This window comes from Pseudomonas sp. NPDC088429, from assembly GCF_044753305.1.
Taxonomy (GTDB): domain Bacteria; phylum Pseudomonadota; class Gammaproteobacteria; order Pseudomonadales; family Pseudomonadaceae; genus Aquipseudomonas; species Aquipseudomonas rustica.
On sequence record NZ_JBIVMX010000002.1, the window covers coordinates 127,375 to 141,762 of the forward strand.

Genomic DNA, 14,388 nt, shown 5'->3' on the forward strand with positions numbered 1-14,388 from the left:
GCGAAGGATCAGTCCTGACGGCTGGTCACTTCCAGCAGGTGATAACCGAACTGGGTTTTCACCGGGCCTTGCACGGTGTTGACCGGTGCGCTGAATACTACGGTGTCGAATTCCTTGACCATCTGGCCAGGACCGAACGAACCGAGGTCGCCGCCCTGACGGCTGGAAGGGCAGGTGGAGTTGGCCTTGGCCACTTCGGCGAAATCAGCACCGGCTTCGATCTGGGCTTTGAGTTCGTTGCACTTGTCTTCGCTGGCAACAAGGATGTGACGGGCAGTGGCTTTAGCCATGGGGAAAATCTCCAATCAATATCAGTAAAGTGCGGAGCCTACCGGATTCGGTGGGCGATTTCTCGGCAAAGTTCCGTTTGCGTGACGCGGCAACTTCACAGGTTAGCTGCCTGCAGGCGGCGGGCATGCGCCACGTAGAGTTCGATCGGATCCGGTGATACTGCGCGCAAGGCGCTTGCGCTACGCAGAATGGACAGATGGTCAAACGGGTAGTCCGAACGGATCACTTTCCCCAGGTGAGAACTGAAGCGGCCGACAAATCCGTCGTTTTGCCCAGCGTCTTTTTTGAAGTATCTGGCCAGGTTTCGGCAGATGTGCTCCACCGGATCGAGCGTTGGCTGACTGTGATCCGGCAACGTGCCGCTCCAGGAATAGTAACGAACATCATTGACCGACTCTTGCCCTTGGCCGCCCCAACTGTCGGGCAGGCCCTGAGGATATTTTTCGTTGAAGCGGCCAACGCCTTGCGTCGTCAAGGCGCCAAGCGCCGCGATCGCATTCTGCGGCATGGCTATGCGGCCACTGAGCACCGACAAAAAATCGGCAAACAAGGTGACGACGGTCTGCGCGACTTTTTCTGGCAGTTGTCCGGGAATCAGTGCTTCACGCAGCACATCGGCCAATTCTGAACCCTGGTTGGGGCCACTCACCGACGTCACGGAAGCGACGGCGTGTGGGGCAAGCGCCGCAGCGTATCGGCCGGCCAGTGCGCCCTGACTGTGGCCGATCAGATTGACTTTGCTCGAATCGGTACCCCTGAGCACCCGGTCGATTTGCTGCAACAATTGTTCACCGCGCATTTCGTTGTCATGGGTGGCTGAAAGATGCGGCACAAACACTCGGCAGCCGACAGCCTGAAGTGCTTTCTTGACGTCGTGGAAGAGTTCGAAGGAGCCAATACGCTCGAATCCGAACAGGCCGTGTACCAGCAGGATCGGGTACTGAGTTGTAGCATTCCGTTGCATGTTGACTACCTTTTCGCAGAGGTTCTGGGTGAAATCTGCGTGCCACTCTAAAACAGTCATTCCGTTAGCGAAGTACGAATAAGCCTCGGTTGTCATTGGAATCTGGACTAGAAGCTGTACGAAACTTCGGAAAGTGCTGAAATCCAGCTCCTATTCTTTGGACGTCTATCGGACGGCGTGTTGGTTTTTTTTGCGGCTTGCCTACTTTGCGTGATGCCTTTGCCTCCGTGCTTAAAGGCAATCGGCTGATATCCATTGAATGATTGAGCGCGTTAAATAGGGGCAGTCAACGCAGTCATTGACGACAGCGTTTAATCCAAGGAATGGAGGCACCCATGACTACGCATGAAGCACATCTGTCAGTCGCGTCAGCGCAGAACCCCGGCACTTTTCAGCAGCGCTGGGTTGCACTGGATAAACAGGGCGCGCTGAGTTTCAAAGCGGATGAAACGTCGCTGGAGTTCTGCTTTCGAGCGGTCAATACCCTGGATGCCGAGGCAGTGCTTGCATTGCCCGCACCGAATCTTGATTCGATGACACAAGCCGTACTTGACCCTTCGCTGAAGAGGGCCATCGTCCGGATCCCGCCTTACCCGGACATGGCGTGCGGCGATAAAGTGCTGTTGCGGTGGGAAGGGCTCGATATCGATGGGTTCACCTATCAGCATGAATGTGCTCGTTTCGTCAGCGAAGCACAGGTCGGCAAGGAAATCGTATTCGTCATCAAAGGCGTGCATGTCGCGGCGCTGGATGGTGGCTCGCTGGAAATCTACTGGACGCTTTACAGTGCCAAACAAGCGCAACCGGTCACGTCGGCAAGGTTGCAACTGGACGTCGGCGATGTTCGCCCGAGATTGCTTGCGCCCTATGTCGAAGAAGCGGTTGGCGCAATCCTTGATCCTGAGCGACTCAGCGAAGGCACCTGCATCAGCCTTCGACCGTATTCACGGATGGCCGAAGGCGACAGAGTGTTGTTGACCTGGCAAGGCGCTGTTCTGACGGAGGTGTTTAACGATGCATTGACCCTGCAGTCGTTGGCGGTAGGCAATACGCTGTCTTTCTGGATTGGTGCTGATCTTATTGCGGGACATCTTGGCGGCGAAGTGACAGTGCGTTATCGGGTTGAGCCGAAAACTGGCGAGGCGCGAGATTCCGACATCGCAACCTTTGTCATCGCACCTTTGATTCGTGGTTTGCTCGAGGCGCCGGATGTCCTCGAAGCTCAGGACGACGTGCTTGATGTGGTGGACTCAACGGATGGCATCACCGTTGTGATCGGCAATGCCCAAGCTCAGGAGGGTGAGTTGGTCTATCTCAAGTGTGATGGTGATTACTTCAACCATCGTGACGAGCGTGAGATTACCCGCGAGTCAGCGGGGCAGCCGTTGGTGTTTATCGTGCCCCACCGGTTCTGGCGTGAGCATCAGGGCTCGACAGTGCGCATCGCCTATTCAGTGGAGCGTTCGGATGATGACAGCCAGGCCTCTGCGATAACGCTGCTACGGGTTGAGTAACACGATTGCCCTCCGGTGCGAAAAGTCCCGGAGGGCGTTGTCATCAGGTGCGCGGCTGAGCACTCAAGCGCTTTGCAGCATCCAGAAGCAGGTGCTCCGTCGCGTTGAAACCCAGGCAACCATCGGTGATGGATACGCCGTAGCGCATCGTAGGACTCAGCGGCTGGCAACCTTCGAAAAGATGCGACTCAATCATCATGCCGATCAGTGAGTGGTCACCTTGCAGGCGCTGTTCGAGTACGTCATTGAAAACAGCGGGCTGACGCGAAGGATCCTTGCCGCTGTTCGCGTGACTGCAATCGACCATGATCCGGCCGGGGATTTTCAGTCGGGTCAGTTCGGCATTGATGGCGGTTACGCTGTTGCGGTCGTAGTTCGGCCCCTTGTGGCCGCCGCGCAGTACCAAGTGGGTATCTGCATTGCCCGGCGTTTGAATGATTGCCGGATGCCCTTGGCTGTCGACACCGAAATGCCGATGCGGGTGTGCGGCTGAGCGCATGGCGTCAACGGCCACTGCGGCGCCACCGTCGGTGCCGTTTTTGAAGCCGACCGGCATGCCCAGACCGCTGGCCATTTCGCGATGGATCTGCGATTCGGTGGTGCGCGCGCCAATGGCGACCCAGCTCAGCAGGTCATCGAAGTAACCGGCGGCCATGGGTTGCAGCAGTTCGGTAGCGACTGGCAAACCGAGGCGAATCATTTCCAGCATCAGTTCGCGCGACAGGCTCAGGCCTGCCGCCATGTCATCGCTGCCATCGAGGTGCGGATCATAAGCGAGACCTTTCCAGCCCACTGTAGTACGGGGTTTTTCCACGTAAGCGCGCATCACCAGGAGCATTTCGTTGCTGACTTGATCGGCAAGACGGGCGAGTTTGCCGGCGTATTCGAGGGCAGACTGAGGATCATGGATTGAGCAAGGGCCGACGATGACCAGTAAACGTTGGTCTTCACCGTTGAGAATGGCGCGTACCGCCTGGCGGTGCGTGGCGACTTGCTGGCTCAAGGCAGTGCTCAGGGGCAATTGCTGCTTGAGTTGCAACGAGCTGGGCAGACGCAGGGTCAGCGCTTCGTTGGCAGAGTTGAGGCTGGACAGTGGCAGAGCAGAAACGGACGAGTTCATATTCACAATTCCTGGGCTGGCGGCGGGTGCTTCCCGCTCGCTCGGCCCTACTGGGGTGTTCGACAATTGGCCGTATTGGCTACGTGTGTGCGTTTGCCACCGGTGGGTGACCGATCGGAGGCGGCAGGCTGTCCCGAGCGGAGGCTGGTAAATCGCCAGGCGGTAAAAGTGTCGTAACGGTAATAAGTGGCGTAGTTCATGGGTAAATCCTCAAAAGTGTCTGGTGTGTTGCTGAAAAAGCAGGGGCCAGAAAAAACAAAACCCCCGGTCGGGAGGCCGACCGGGGGTTGAGAAATCTCTGGTAGGCGACCCGTTTTACATGGGCGCCGTTTGGGTATCAGGCGCGCTAGTGGCTAAACCAATACCCAAAATAAAAGCTGACCGGAGCACAAACGTCTTTCGCCCACGCAGCCGCCATCGAGCGCAGGGCGCTGACGATACGAAGCTGTGGAAGGGCGTTGAACATGGTCTGTCTCCAATGAATGCGCCGAGCTTACTAGAGGCCGATGCGCCTCAGCAATCATAAAATGCTATGGCGTGAAGAACAATTTGCCTATCGCTTGAGCGTAGCAACAGTTGTGACAAACTCAGCGTTTCGCCTGAACCCAAGGATGAACCATGTCGACGCTGACCATTGCTGCCGCCCAATCCATCTCCATTGCGGGGGATCTTGCGGCGAATATCCAACGCCATTTGTGCTTTATCGAAGTGGCGGCGGAGCAGGGCGTCGAGTTGCTGGTCTTTCCGGAGTTGTCGCTGACCGGTTATGAAGGTGAGACGGCAGCAGCGTTGGCCATTGATCCGCACGATGCGGTCATTGAACCGTTACGCGATCTGGCGCGAACGCTGGGCGTCACCGCTGTCGTCGGAATGCCGATCCGGGCAGATAAAGCGTCTGCGGTATGGATTGGCGCGTTGGTCTTGGGGGCGGATGGTTCGCTAGGTGTTTACAGCAAACAACATTTGCACACGGGAGAGGAGCTGATTTTCGCTCCCGGCATTGGCGGTGCAACACTGCGAATCGGTGACGATAAGGTTGCGCTGGCGGTTTGCGCTGATTTCAATCACGCCAGCCACGCGGCCGCTGCCGCTGACCAGGGTGCCAATCTGTACGCGGCGGGTGTATTGATCAGCGAGAAAGGCTACGAGCCAGATTCTGCGTTGCTGCACGGCTATGCTCGTCACCATTCAATGGCCGTATTGATGGCCAATCACGGAGGTCTCACCGGCGGCTGGCAGTCTGCGGGGCGCAGTGCGATCTGGTCCGAAACTGGCGATCTTGTGGCTTCGGCAGCAGGAGCGGGCGATTGTCTGGTAGTCGCACAGCGTCGTGATGGCGAATGGAGCGGGCGGGTCGTTGCAGTGGATGTGCCACGATGACGTTCCGGTTACGTCGTGCAACGCCTGAGGACTTGGCGTTCGCCCGCGATCTCACCTGCAGGAACATGTTGCCGTACTACATTCAACATGAGCTGCTTTGGCAGGATGAAGCCTTTGACGTCGCCTGGACGGGCCGGGAAAACTGGCTGGTCACCCGCAATGATATAGCGCTGGGGTTTCTCAGCCTGAGCCGCGATGCGCGCGCACTGTATATACGTGAATTGCAGCTGGCTGAAGCGTTTCAGGGGCAGGGCGCGGGATCCTGGGCCATCGATCAGGTTATTGCGATGGCTCTGGGCGAAAAGCGTTCGGCTTTGCGGCTGACGGTATTCGAAAACAATCCGGCAAAAAATTTGTATCAGCGAAAAGGACTACAGCTTCATGGAAAGGACGAGTGTTTCCTGCGCATGCAGCTCGATTTGAGCACGCCTGTGCTCTGAAAGCCACGGCTGGCAAGACCTCAAAGATGAATTGAAACTTTTTAAATGCGGCTTTCCGCTAGGTCTGTCTGGCTCTTTTTGCTAAGGTGTCGGGCATCCCAATAAGACCATATCGCGAGGTGTCTGCTTGATTAGGGTGCTAGTGGTCGATGACCATGATCTCGTTCGTACAGGCATTACACGGATGCTGGCCGATATCGATGGCCTGCAAGTGGTCGGCCAGGCCGAGTCCGGGGAAGAGTCCCTGATCAAGGCGCGTGAGTTGAAGCCCGACGTGGTGCTGATGGACGTCAAGATGCCCGGCATCGGCGGCCTTGAAGCCACCCGCAAGCTGCTGCGCAGTCATCCGGATATCAAGGTGGTTGCCGTCACTGTGTGCGAAGAAGATCCCTTTCCGACTCGGTTGCTGCAAGCAGGTGCCGCCGGTTACCTGACCAAGGGCGCGGGATTGCCGGAGATGGTTCAGGCCATTCGCCTGGTCTTTGCCGGTCAGCGCTACATCAGCCCGCAGATCGCTCAACAGTTGGCGATCAAGTCTTTCCAGCCGACCAACGATTCGCCGTTCGATGCCTTGTCCGAGCGCGAAATCCAGATTGCGTTGATGATTGTCGGTTGTCAGAAAGTGCAGATCATTTCCGACAAGTTGTGCCTGTCGCCAAAAACCGTGAACACCTACCGTTACCGTATTTTCGAGAAGCTCTCGATCAGCAGCGATGTTGAGTTGACCCTTCTGGCAGTCCGACACGGCATGGTCGATGCCAGCGCCTGACCATGACTGAAGTATTCGATTCCGGCGCCTTTCTCTCCACCGTCAGTGGGCGCCCCGGCGTTTATCGCATGTTCGACAGCGATGCGCGCCTGCTCTATGTCGGCAAGGCCAAGAACCTCAAGAAGCGTTTGGCCAGTTATTTCCGCAAGACCGGGCTGGCGCCGAAAACTGCTGCGCTGGTCGGGCGTATCGCTCAGGTCGAAACGACCATCACCGCCAACGAAACCGAGGCGCTGCTACTCGAGCAGACGCTGATCAAGGAATGGCGGCCGCCGTACAACATTCTGTTGCGCGACGATAAATCCTATCCCTACGTGTTTTTGTCGGACGGCCAGTTCCCGCGTCTGAGCATTCATCGCGGCGCGAAAAAGGCCAAAGGTAAATACTTCGGGCCATATCCGAGCGCCGGGGCGATTCGCGAAAGTCTCAGCCTGTTGCAAAAGACCTTTTTCGTCCGTCAGTGCGAAGACAGCTATTACAAGAACCGCACCCGTCCGTGCCTGCAATATCAGATCAAACGCTGCAAAGCGCCGTGCGTCGGCCTGGTCGAGCCTGAGGTCTACGCCGAAGACGTGCGTCACTCGGTGATGTTCCTTGAAGGGCGTAGCCACGCGCTGACCAATGAACTCTCGACGGCGATGGAGGAGGCAGCGATCAACCTCGAATTCGAGCGCGCCGCCGAATTGCGCGATCAGATCGCCTTGCTGCGCCGGGTTCAGGATCAGCAGAGCATGGAAGGCGGTACGGGCGATATCGACGTCATTGCTGCGTTCGTCAATCCGGGCGGTGCCTGCGTGCATCTGATCAGTGTCCGTGGCGGGCGCGTGCTCGGCAGCAAGAATTTCTTCCCGCAAGTCGGGATTGAAGAAGATGTCTCTGAGGTCATGGCGGCGTTTCTCGGACAGTATTTCATCAGCAGCCCGGAACGCGATCTACCGAGCGAGTTGATCGTCAACGTCGTCCACGAAGATTTCCCGACGCTGATCGAAGCCATTCACAAGTTGCGCGGTCGTGAGTTGGCCATCAGCCATCGGGTGCGTGGCACGCGAGCGCGCTGGCAACAGTTGGCGGTCACCAACGCCGAACAGGCACTGAGTGCGCGTCTGGCCAACCGTCAACACACCGCTGCGCGTTTCGAAGCATTGGCCGAAGTGCTCAATCTGGACGAGCCTCCGCAGCGTCTGGAGTGCTACGACATCAGTCACTCCAGTGGTGAAGCGACCGTCGCATCATGTGTAGTGTTCGGCCCGGAAGGCGCAATTAAATCCGATTACCGTCGCTACAACATCGAAGGTGTGACAGCGGGCGACGATTACGCCGCCATGCACCAGGCCTTGACCCGACGCTTCAGCAAGCTGAAGGAAGGCGAGGGCAAGCTGCCGGACATTCTGCTGGTCGACGGTGGCAAAGGTCAGTTGTCGATGGCGCGTGACGTGCTCAACGAATTGGCGGTGCCGGATCTGATCTTGCTTGGCGTTGCAAAAGGCGCAACGCGCAAGGCTGGTTTCGAAACTCTGTATCTGAATGATGCGGCGCACGAGTTCACGCTGCGCGGCGACTCGCCGGCGCTGCATCTGATCCAGCAGATCCGCGACGAAGCGCACCGTTTTGCAATTACCGGGCACCGCGCACGTCGAGGCAAAACCCGGCGTACCTCAACGCTGGAAGGCGTTGCCGGTGTCGGGCCTACCCGGCGTCGAGATTTGCTCAAACATTTTGGTGGATTGCAGGAGCTGACTCGTGCCAGCATCGAAGAGATCGCCAAAGCCCCGGGGATCAGTAAAAAGCTCGCAGAGTCGATTTATGCGAACCTGCATAGCGAGTAGAATGCCCCCTCACCTCGTAGCCAGTTGTGCCGATGAATATCCCTAATCTGATTACCGTTCTACGCGTCCTGCTTATCCCGATCTTCATTTTGCTGTTCTATTTGCCGTACCAGTGGAGCTACATGGCGTCCGCTTCGGTGTTTGCCTTTGCGGCTGCAACGGACTGGCTGGATGGTTATCTGGCCCGTCGCCTGGAGCAAAGCACGCCATTCGGCGCCTTCCTCGACCCGGTTGCCGACAAACTGATGGTCGCCGTCGCATTGGTGTTGTTGGTGCAAGAACACGGCAACCTGTGGTTGACTCTGCCAGCCGCCGTTATCATCGGTCGCGAGATTGTCGTGTCGGCACTGCGTGAGTGGATGGCCGAGCTGGGTGCCCGCGCGCATGTCGCCGTGTCCAATCTCGGCAAATGGAAAACCGCCGCACAAATGCTCGCACTGGTGATCCTGTTGGCCAATCCGAAGGACTTTACCTTTTGGGTCATTCTGGGTTATTCGCTGTTGATGATCTCCGCAGGCCTGACGTTGTGGTCGATGGTTCAATACCTTCGCGCTGCCTGGCCGCATCTGAAGACCGATGTTGAAAAGAAATAAAACTTTTTTGAATCAAGGGGTTGACGGAGCTTCTTAATTCTATAGAATGCGCATCACCAAGCGGGAATAGCTCAGTTGGTAGAGCACGACCTTGCCAAGGTCGGGGTCGCGAGTTCGAGTCTCGTTTCCCGCTCCAAGTTTAAAACGCGTTTGTTGTTGTGCTACTGATAGCAAACGTTTTGAGGCCGAGTAGCAAAATGGTTATGCAGTGGATTGCAAATCCACCTACGCCGGTTCGATTCCGACCTCGGCCTCCACTATAAACAAGCTCCGTAGATCCATGATTTACGGAGCTTTTTTATTTGCATTGCGCTGTAAGATTTAGTCTTTAAAACAGCCAATGCGAACTTGCTTCACCGGGGAGTGATGTATATATTTCCCGCTCGGCTGTTCAAGCCTGCATCCTGTCAGGATCGCGACTGAACAGTCGGAGACAGCAACACCGCGCTACCGCCCGAATGGCGAAACTGGTAGACGCATGGGACTTAAAATCCCCCGCTCGTAAGGGCGTGCCGGTTCGATTCCGGCTTCGGGCACCATGAATATCAAGGGCTTGCATGACATATCTCATGCAAGCCCTTTTTTGTGCCCAGAAAAACCCCGCCCGCATTCAGATCAACAATTCCAGCGTATCGAACAACTCAACATCTTCTCTGCGCGCCGAACGCGCGCGACGCCGGATAACCTGCGTCAGGCACTCAACAAAACACTGAGCCGCCACACCCAGCTGCACATTGCGCGTAGTGACGATGCCTATCGTGTCAGTCGCAAAAGCTTCCTTCAGCGGCAGTCGCGCCACGCGTTCGCCATACATCGGCACGGTTAACATCGGCTCGGGGAAGTAACTGAGCATGTCAGTTTGCTCAATCATCGATAACGTCAGCTGAGGCGAGTGGGCGCGGTGGATGTGTTGCATATCGATCTGCGCACCGTGTTGCCAGAACAGTTCGGTCATCAGGCCTTCGTGACTGGCATCCGGGTAGTTCACCACCCAATCCATATCGAGCAATTCATGAATGGATTGGCTGTGCCGCCGTGGATGCTCGCGGCGGGCAACGACCGCCATCTGATAGGTGAACAATGGGTCGCTGACGAACTCCGGTCGCGGCAGCAGCGAAGAGACCAGGCCGACCGCAAATTCCATCGTGCCGTCGCGCAATCTGGGCAGCGCCACGGCCATCAACCCCTCGAAAATCTCCAGACGCACTTTCGGCATGCGTTGACGAAACAGCATCACCACTTCCGGCAATAACGTCATGCCCATCCAAGGCGAGATCCCCAACCTTAACTGGCCTTGCGCCTCGTGGCTCAGATGCGCGAGTTCCAGTTGCGCGCGCTCCAGTTGACTGAGCATCTGCCGCGCATGTTGCAGCAGAGACTGTCCGTATTGGGTCAACACTACGCCGTTGGCATTGCGCACCAGCAGTGGCAAATGCAGGTGTTCTTCAAGCTCACGCAACGCTTTGGCGACTGAGGTCTGCGAGACACCCAGTTGCCGTGCGGCGGCGCGAATGCTCCCGCAGTCGGCGGTCATCACCAGCGCGCGCAATTGATGCAGCTTCATCACTTCTCCTAGTCAAAGGTGTAAACCAGCGGGTTTCAGCCCCCGCTTTTTGCGACTGCCACGGCCATCGCCAACTGATTAGCATCGCAGCCTATCAGCGGAACACCCGAAAACAAGACTTTAAAAAATGAGGAGTACGTGATGATCGACCTGCCTGCGCTGCCCGGTATCCGCGCGATCGAGGAAGAAATGATTGCGCTGCGGCAACACATTCATGCCCATCCAGAATTGAGCTTTGAGGAGTTCGCCACTGCCGACCTCGTTGCCGGAAAACTTGAAGAATGGGGCTATCAGGTGCATCGCGGTATGGCGGGCACCGGCGTCGTTGGACTGTTGCGCAACGGCAGCGGTGGCAAAATGATCGGCCTGCGTGCCGACATGGACGCCTTGCCGATTGTTGAGCAAACGGGCCTGGCGTATTCCAGCCGACACGATGGCGTGATGCATGCCTGCGGGCACGACGGTCATACTGCGATGCTGCTCGCTGCTGCCAGACATCTGGCCGACAGTCGCGAATTCGATGGCGCGCTGGTAGTGATTTTCCAGCCCGCAGAAGAGGGCGATGGCGGCGCGCAACGCATGTTGGATGACGGTTTGTTCGAGTTGTTTCCCTGCGATGCAGTGTTTGCGATGCACAACATGCCGGGCCTGCCGGTCGGCAAGCTCGGTTTTTTACCGGGGCCGTTCATGGCCTCCACCGATACCGTGACCATTCGAGTCGACGGTATTGGCGGACATGGCGCGATGCCGCACAAAGCCATTGATCCGTTGTTTGTCGGCGCTGCGATTGTCATGGCGCTGCAAAGCATCGTCTCGCGCAACGTTAATCCGCTCGACACTGCCGTGGTCACCGTCGGCTCCTTCCACGCCGGCATCGCCCCGAACGTCATTGCCGATCACGCCGAACTGCAACTGAGCGTGCGCGCACTGAAACCTGAAGTCCGCGACGAATTGATCTTACGAATCACCGACCTGGCCGAAGCGCAGGCAACAAGCTTCGGCGCGAGTGCCACAGTCGTCGTCGATCAGGCCCAGCGTTTTCCGCCGTTGATCAACCATGCCGAAAGCACCGAATTTGCCCGACAAGTTGCCGTGGACTGGCTGGGTGAGGAGGGGCTGATCCGCGATCTGCAACCGCTGACCGGCAGCGAAGATTTCGCGGTCATGTTGCAGCGCTGCCCCGGCTGCTACCTGCTGATCGGCAACGGGGACGGCGAGGGTGGCTGCATGGTGCACAACCCGGGTTACGACTTCAACGATCAATGCCTCGCGACAGGGGCCAGCTATTGGGTGCGCCTGGTTGAAACCTTTCTGCGCTGATTCGTGATCGATCTATGAGGAGTTCACCCAATGTCTGCATCTGTATCCAGCGCAATACCTGCGACTTCTTCAGTTCGAAAACCGCTTGGCGCGCGTGCCATTGCCGCGATCACCATCGGCTCCGGGCTGGAGTTTTACGATTTTTCTGTTTACAGCTTCTTTGCCACGCTCATTGGTCGGCAGTTTTTCCCGGTCGAAAGCACGTTAGGACAATTGCTGCTGTCACTGGCAACCTTTGGTGTCGGCTTCGGCATGCGCCCGATTGGTGGTCTGGTGCTGGGCGCCTACGCCGACCGCGTTGGGCGTAAACCGGCAATGATGGTGACGTTATGGCTGATGGCGCTAGGTTCGTTGATGTTTGCGATTGCGCCGACGTACGCGCAGATCGGCATCGCGGCGCCGGTGATCATCGTGCTGGCGCGGCTGGTTCAGGGCTTTGCGATCGGTGGCGAAGTGGGCGCCTCCACAGCGATGTTGATGGAATACGCTGACGATCGCAGTCGTGGCTTTTATGGCAGTTGGCAGCTGTTCAGTCAGGGGTTGAGCTTCATGCTCGGCGCGCTGGTGGCACTGGCGCTCAGTTCTTCCTTGAGCGCCGAGGCACTGGAAAGCTGGGGCTGGCGTCTGCCGTTTGTGTTGGGGATGTTGGTGATCCCGGTCGGCATCTACATCCGCCGTCACTTGAAGGAAACCGCCGCTGAAACGCCAGAGGGCAGTGAGGCGACGTCCAGTCTGCGAGTCATTTTCCGGGACTATCGGCGCACTGTCGTCAGCGGTGTGTTGCTGGTGATCGGGAGCACGGCATCCAGCTATATCGTGCTCGACTACATGACCAACTACACCGTGACTGTCCTGCATCTGCCGATGACCATGGGCACGACGGCTGCCTGTCTTGGCGCGCTGGTGCAGATCAGCCTGTCGATCTGGGCGGGGCGGTTGAGTGATCGCATCGGTCGGCGGCGCACGATTGCGCTGGGCTGCGTTCCGATGCTGCTGCTGATTTATCCGGCTTTTATGTTGATGAATCTGTATCCGACGCTGATAACACTGTTGGCCGTTTCATTGGTCACCACGTTTCTGTTGGTGCTGATTACCGTGCCGACACTGGTGCTGGTGACCGAGCTGTTTCCACGGGCGATTCGTGCGACCGGGTTGTCGATCATTTATTGCCTGGGCGTCTCTGTTTTCGGCGGCTTCGCGCAGTTCTTCGCCACCGGGCTTATCGGGCTGACGGGCAATAACAACGCGCCAGCCCTGTACATGATGTTCTGCGTCGGTCTGACCTTGATCGGTTTGATGAGGGTCAAGGAGACCGCCGGCAAGCCGCTGGATTAGTGTTCGGCTGTTTGTTTCAGCGTTTCATATGCCTTGGCCGTCGCTCTTTCAATTCAGCATCTATAGTCAAATTCCCAAGTCCAAACAGGTGGAGTTCGTCATGAAACGATTAGGTCTGTTCGTTGTGTCCTTGGTTGTTGCGACACCGCTTTTTGCAGCAGGTGACTTGTGTGCCGTCAACTTGCAGAAGTTAAAAGAATTAAGGGAGACGGCGGTAATGGGACAGCCTGCTTTAGGCAATATCCAGCAAGACCGTAAAGATGCCGAGGCCGCGCAAAAGGCAGGCGACAACCAGAAATGTATTGATTTAACGAACCGGGCTTTGAAGACCGTGAAGGATGTTCAGGGCAACAACTAGTAAGCAATGGGCCGGCACTCGCCGGCCCATTTTTTATTTGCGGACTAAACGAAGATTTGTCCGGCAAAGCCGCGAGGAAGGCGTTGACGCCCCGGCATCGCAGCCAAACGCTCTACCCATGAGGAGCGCCAGTTGACGGCGTGGTGTGTGGTTTTGGCCTGGCGTGTTGCGCGTCGAGCCGCGTTACGCTGATCTTTTCTGGCTTGCTTGTACGCATCGGTATTACGGCAGCTGCGGCACTTCACGCGATTGAGTTCGCGGCTGGCAGTGAGATGTTTGCCTTTATGCCCGCAGGCTAAATGACCATCGACGTTGAAATGGATAACCATGAATCGTCTCCTTTGTGACGTGTACTAAATTGTGACCACTGATAGTCGCGGGTGTTCGCCGAGCCAAATTTCAGGCAAAAAAACACCCGCATGCGGGCGGGCGTTAAGTGTGATCTCCAAAGGAGTGATTTCACTGTAGGCGCGCAGATGTGATGATTTTGTGAAAATAAACAAATCAACGAGGAAAATATAAACTCCGGACAGATAATCCCTCGGTAACACAGCCGTCGCCGCTCTCGAGCCCCGATCGAAAGTCGCAGCGGGGCGTTCGTGCTATTCGCGTTTGTTATCTAAACCGTGGCAGAGGCCGGTCAATGGGTCTGAGCGCCGACAGCGTGTTGCGAATCAACGGCGCGTCTTTCTCGATGTCATTCAGACGATCGCGAATACGCAGGGCGGTGGGGTGACCGCCTTGATGATCAACCCAGTCGGCGATCTCTTTGCAAGCGGCCGCGAGGCGCGCCTGCCGGGCGTCGAGCAAGGTGAGGAGGGTGGTGATGGACTCTTTTTCGGACATGGAACACCTCCGTTCGGTGAAACCGCTGAGCGGCAGCAAAAAGCCCGCGAACTGCGAGCTTTATGCCG

At 57.1% G+C, this 14,388-nt stretch carries 15 protein-coding genes and 3 tRNA genes; 12 read left to right on the top strand and 6 right to left on the bottom strand.

Features of this window, described 5'->3' with window-relative positions:
* Positions 1-8: 8 nt before the first annotated feature.
* Together ACIP66_RS02075 and ACIP66_RS02080 are read right to left on the bottom strand one after the other, a co-directional pair.
* The gene (locus ACIP66_RS02075) at positions 9-290 is read right to left on the bottom strand and encodes a peptidylprolyl isomerase (protein ID WP_053120421.1); all 282 of its coding nucleotides are present in this window, start codon (positions 288-290) and stop codon (positions 9-11) included.
* Positions 291-385: 95 nt separating this feature from the next.
* On the bottom strand, positions 386-1,255 hold the full coding sequence (locus tag ACIP66_RS02080; RefSeq protein WP_400645153.1) for a lipase family alpha/beta hydrolase: 870 nt from the start codon (positions 1,253-1,255) through the stop codon (positions 386-388).
* 335 nt (positions 1,256-1,590) lie between these two features.
* Between ACIP66_RS02080 and ACIP66_RS02085 the strand changes: the two genes are divergently transcribed.
* Positions 1,591-2,769, top strand: a complete 1,179-nt coding sequence (locus tag ACIP66_RS02085; protein WP_400644888.1) for a hypothetical protein — start codon at positions 1,591-1,593, stop codon at positions 2,767-2,769.
* A gap of 43 nt (positions 2,770-2,812) precedes the next feature.
* Here ACIP66_RS02085 and ACIP66_RS02090 read toward each other — a convergent pair whose 3' ends face one another.
* Positions 2,813-3,889: a 3-deoxy-7-phosphoheptulonate synthase gene (locus ACIP66_RS02090; RefSeq protein WP_400644890.1), complete on the bottom strand. Its 1,077-nt coding sequence runs from the start codon at positions 3,887-3,889 to the stop codon at positions 2,813-2,815.
* A 618-nt stretch (positions 3,890-4,507) separates the two neighbouring features.
* Here ACIP66_RS02090 and ACIP66_RS02095 point away from each other — a divergent pair.
* The 8 genes from ACIP66_RS02095 to ACIP66_RS02130 all read left to right on the top strand — a co-directional run bounded on the left by ACIP66_RS02095 (position 4,508) and on the right by ACIP66_RS02130 (position 9,436).
* A complete protein-coding gene (locus ACIP66_RS02095) occupies positions 4,508-5,269 on the top strand; it encodes a carbon-nitrogen hydrolase family protein (RefSeq protein ID WP_400644893.1) in 762 nt (253 codons plus the stop codon).
* Positions 5,266-5,709 (top strand): GNAT family N-acetyltransferase, encoded by a 444-nt coding sequence (locus ACIP66_RS02100; RefSeq protein WP_400644895.1) that lies wholly within the window; start codon positions 5,266-5,268, stop codon positions 5,707-5,709. Before ACIP66_RS02095 ends, ACIP66_RS02100 begins: the two co-directional genes overlap by 4 nt.
* 127 nt (positions 5,710-5,836) lie before the next feature.
* A complete protein-coding gene (gene uvrY, locus ACIP66_RS02105; RefSeq protein WP_024012761.1) occupies positions 5,837-6,478 on the top strand; it encodes a UvrY/SirA/GacA family response regulator transcription factor in 642 nt (213 codons plus the stop codon).
* Positions 6,479-6,480: 2 nt separating this feature from the next.
* Positions 6,481-8,304 (top strand): excinuclease ABC subunit UvrC, encoded by a 1,824-nt coding sequence (gene uvrC, locus ACIP66_RS02110; protein WP_053120410.1) that lies wholly within the window; start codon positions 6,481-6,483, stop codon positions 8,302-8,304.
* A 32-nt stretch (positions 8,305-8,336) separates the two neighbouring features.
* Positions 8,337-8,897: a CDP-diacylglycerol--glycerol-3-phosphate 3-phosphatidyltransferase gene (pgsA, locus tag ACIP66_RS02115; RefSeq protein WP_053120408.1), complete on the top strand. Its 561-nt coding sequence runs from the start codon at positions 8,337-8,339 to the stop codon at positions 8,895-8,897.
* Between the two features lie 60 nt (positions 8,898-8,957).
* Positions 8,958-9,033, top strand: a tRNA-Gly gene (locus tag ACIP66_RS02120).
* A gap of 47 nt (positions 9,034-9,080) precedes the next feature.
* Positions 9,081-9,154 (top strand) — tRNA-Cys (locus ACIP66_RS02125).
* A 195-nt stretch (positions 9,155-9,349) separates the two neighbouring features.
* Positions 9,350-9,436, top strand: a tRNA-Leu gene (locus ACIP66_RS02130).
* A 71-nt stretch (positions 9,437-9,507) separates the two neighbouring features.
* On the opposite strand, the gene ACIP66_RS02135 is transcribed toward ACIP66_RS02130, so the two are convergent.
* On the bottom strand, positions 9,508-10,461 hold the full coding sequence (locus ACIP66_RS02135; protein ID WP_400644904.1) for a LysR substrate-binding domain-containing protein: 954 nt from the start codon (positions 10,459-10,461) through the stop codon (positions 9,508-9,510).
* 141 nt (positions 10,462-10,602) lie between these two features.
* Between ACIP66_RS02135 and ACIP66_RS02140 the strand changes: the two genes are divergently transcribed.
* From ACIP66_RS02140 to ACIP66_RS02150, 3 genes are all read left to right on the top strand, one after another.
* Positions 10,603-11,781, top strand: coding sequence for a M20 aminoacylase family protein (locus tag ACIP66_RS02140; RefSeq protein WP_400644906.1), 1,179 nt, complete (start codon positions 10,603-10,605; stop codon positions 11,779-11,781).
* A gap of 30 nt (positions 11,782-11,811) precedes the next feature.
* Positions 11,812-13,116 carry an MFS transporter gene (locus ACIP66_RS02145; RefSeq protein WP_400644909.1) on the top strand — a complete coding sequence of 435 codons (1,305 nt, stop codon included), beginning with the start codon at positions 11,812-11,814 and terminating at the stop codon, positions 13,114-13,116.
* 100 nt (positions 13,117-13,216) lie between these two features.
* Entirely contained in the window at positions 13,217-13,474 is a 258-nt protein-coding gene (locus tag ACIP66_RS02150; protein ID WP_159812367.1) for a hypothetical protein, read from the top strand.
* 44 nt (positions 13,475-13,518) lie between these two features.
* On the opposite strand, the gene ACIP66_RS02155 is transcribed toward ACIP66_RS02150, so the two are convergent.
* Both ACIP66_RS02155 and ACIP66_RS02160 read right to left on the bottom strand, forming a co-directional pair.
* Positions 13,519-13,803, bottom strand: coding sequence for a hypothetical protein (locus ACIP66_RS02155; protein WP_400644910.1), 285 nt, complete (start codon positions 13,801-13,803; stop codon positions 13,519-13,521).
* A 286-nt stretch (positions 13,804-14,089) separates the two neighbouring features.
* Entirely contained in the window at positions 14,090-14,320 is a 231-nt protein-coding gene (locus ACIP66_RS02160; protein ID WP_053120399.1) for a hypothetical protein, read from the bottom strand.
* Positions 14,321-14,388 lie beyond the last annotated feature (68 nt).

Bases quoted from the DNA above. Each gene is read 5' to 3' on its own strand.
- ACIP66_RS02085 (WP_400644888.1), top strand. From the start codon at position 1,591: ATGACTACGCATGAAGCACATCTGTCAGTCGCGTCAGCGCAGAACCCC.
- ACIP66_RS02080 (WP_400645153.1), bottom strand. From the start codon at position 1,255: ATGCAACGGAATGCTACAACTCAGTACCCGATCCTGCTGGTACACGGC.
- ACIP66_RS02090 (WP_400644890.1), bottom strand. From the start codon at position 3,889: ATGAACTCGTCCGTTTCTGCTCTGCCACTGTCCAGCCTCAACTCTGCC.
- pgsA (WP_053120408.1), top strand. From the start codon at position 8,337: ATGAATATCCCTAATCTGATTACCGTTCTACGCGTCCTGCTTATCCCG.
- uvrC (WP_053120410.1), top strand. From the start codon at position 6,481: ATGACTGAAGTATTCGATTCCGGCGCCTTTCTCTCCACCGTCAGTGGG.
- ACIP66_RS02155 (WP_400644910.1), bottom strand. From the start codon at position 13,803: ATGGTTATCCATTTCAACGTCGATGGTCATTTAGCCTGCGGGCATAAA.
- ACIP66_RS02140 (WP_400644906.1), top strand. From the start codon at position 10,603: ATGATCGACCTGCCTGCGCTGCCCGGTATCCGCGCGATCGAGGAAGAA.
- ACIP66_RS02135 (WP_400644904.1), bottom strand. From the start codon at position 10,461: ATGAAGCTGCATCAATTGCGCGCGCTGGTGATGACCGCCGACTGCGGG.
- ACIP66_RS02095 (WP_400644893.1), top strand. From the start codon at position 4,508: ATGTCGACGCTGACCATTGCTGCCGCCCAATCCATCTCCATTGCGGGG.
- ACIP66_RS02160 (WP_053120399.1), bottom strand. From the start codon at position 14,320: ATGTCCGAAAAAGAGTCCATCACCACCCTCCTCACCTTGCTCGACGCC.
- ACIP66_RS02075 (WP_053120421.1), bottom strand. From the start codon at position 290: ATGGCTAAAGCCACTGCCCGTCACATCCTTGTTGCCAGCGAAGACAAG.
- ACIP66_RS02150 (WP_159812367.1), top strand. From the start codon at position 13,217: ATGAAACGATTAGGTCTGTTCGTTGTGTCCTTGGTTGTTGCGACACCG.
- ACIP66_RS02145 (WP_400644909.1), top strand. From the start codon at position 11,812: ATGTCTGCATCTGTATCCAGCGCAATACCTGCGACTTCTTCAGTTCGA.
- ACIP66_RS02100 (WP_400644895.1), top strand. From the start codon at position 5,266: ATGACGTTCCGGTTACGTCGTGCAACGCCTGAGGACTTGGCGTTCGCC.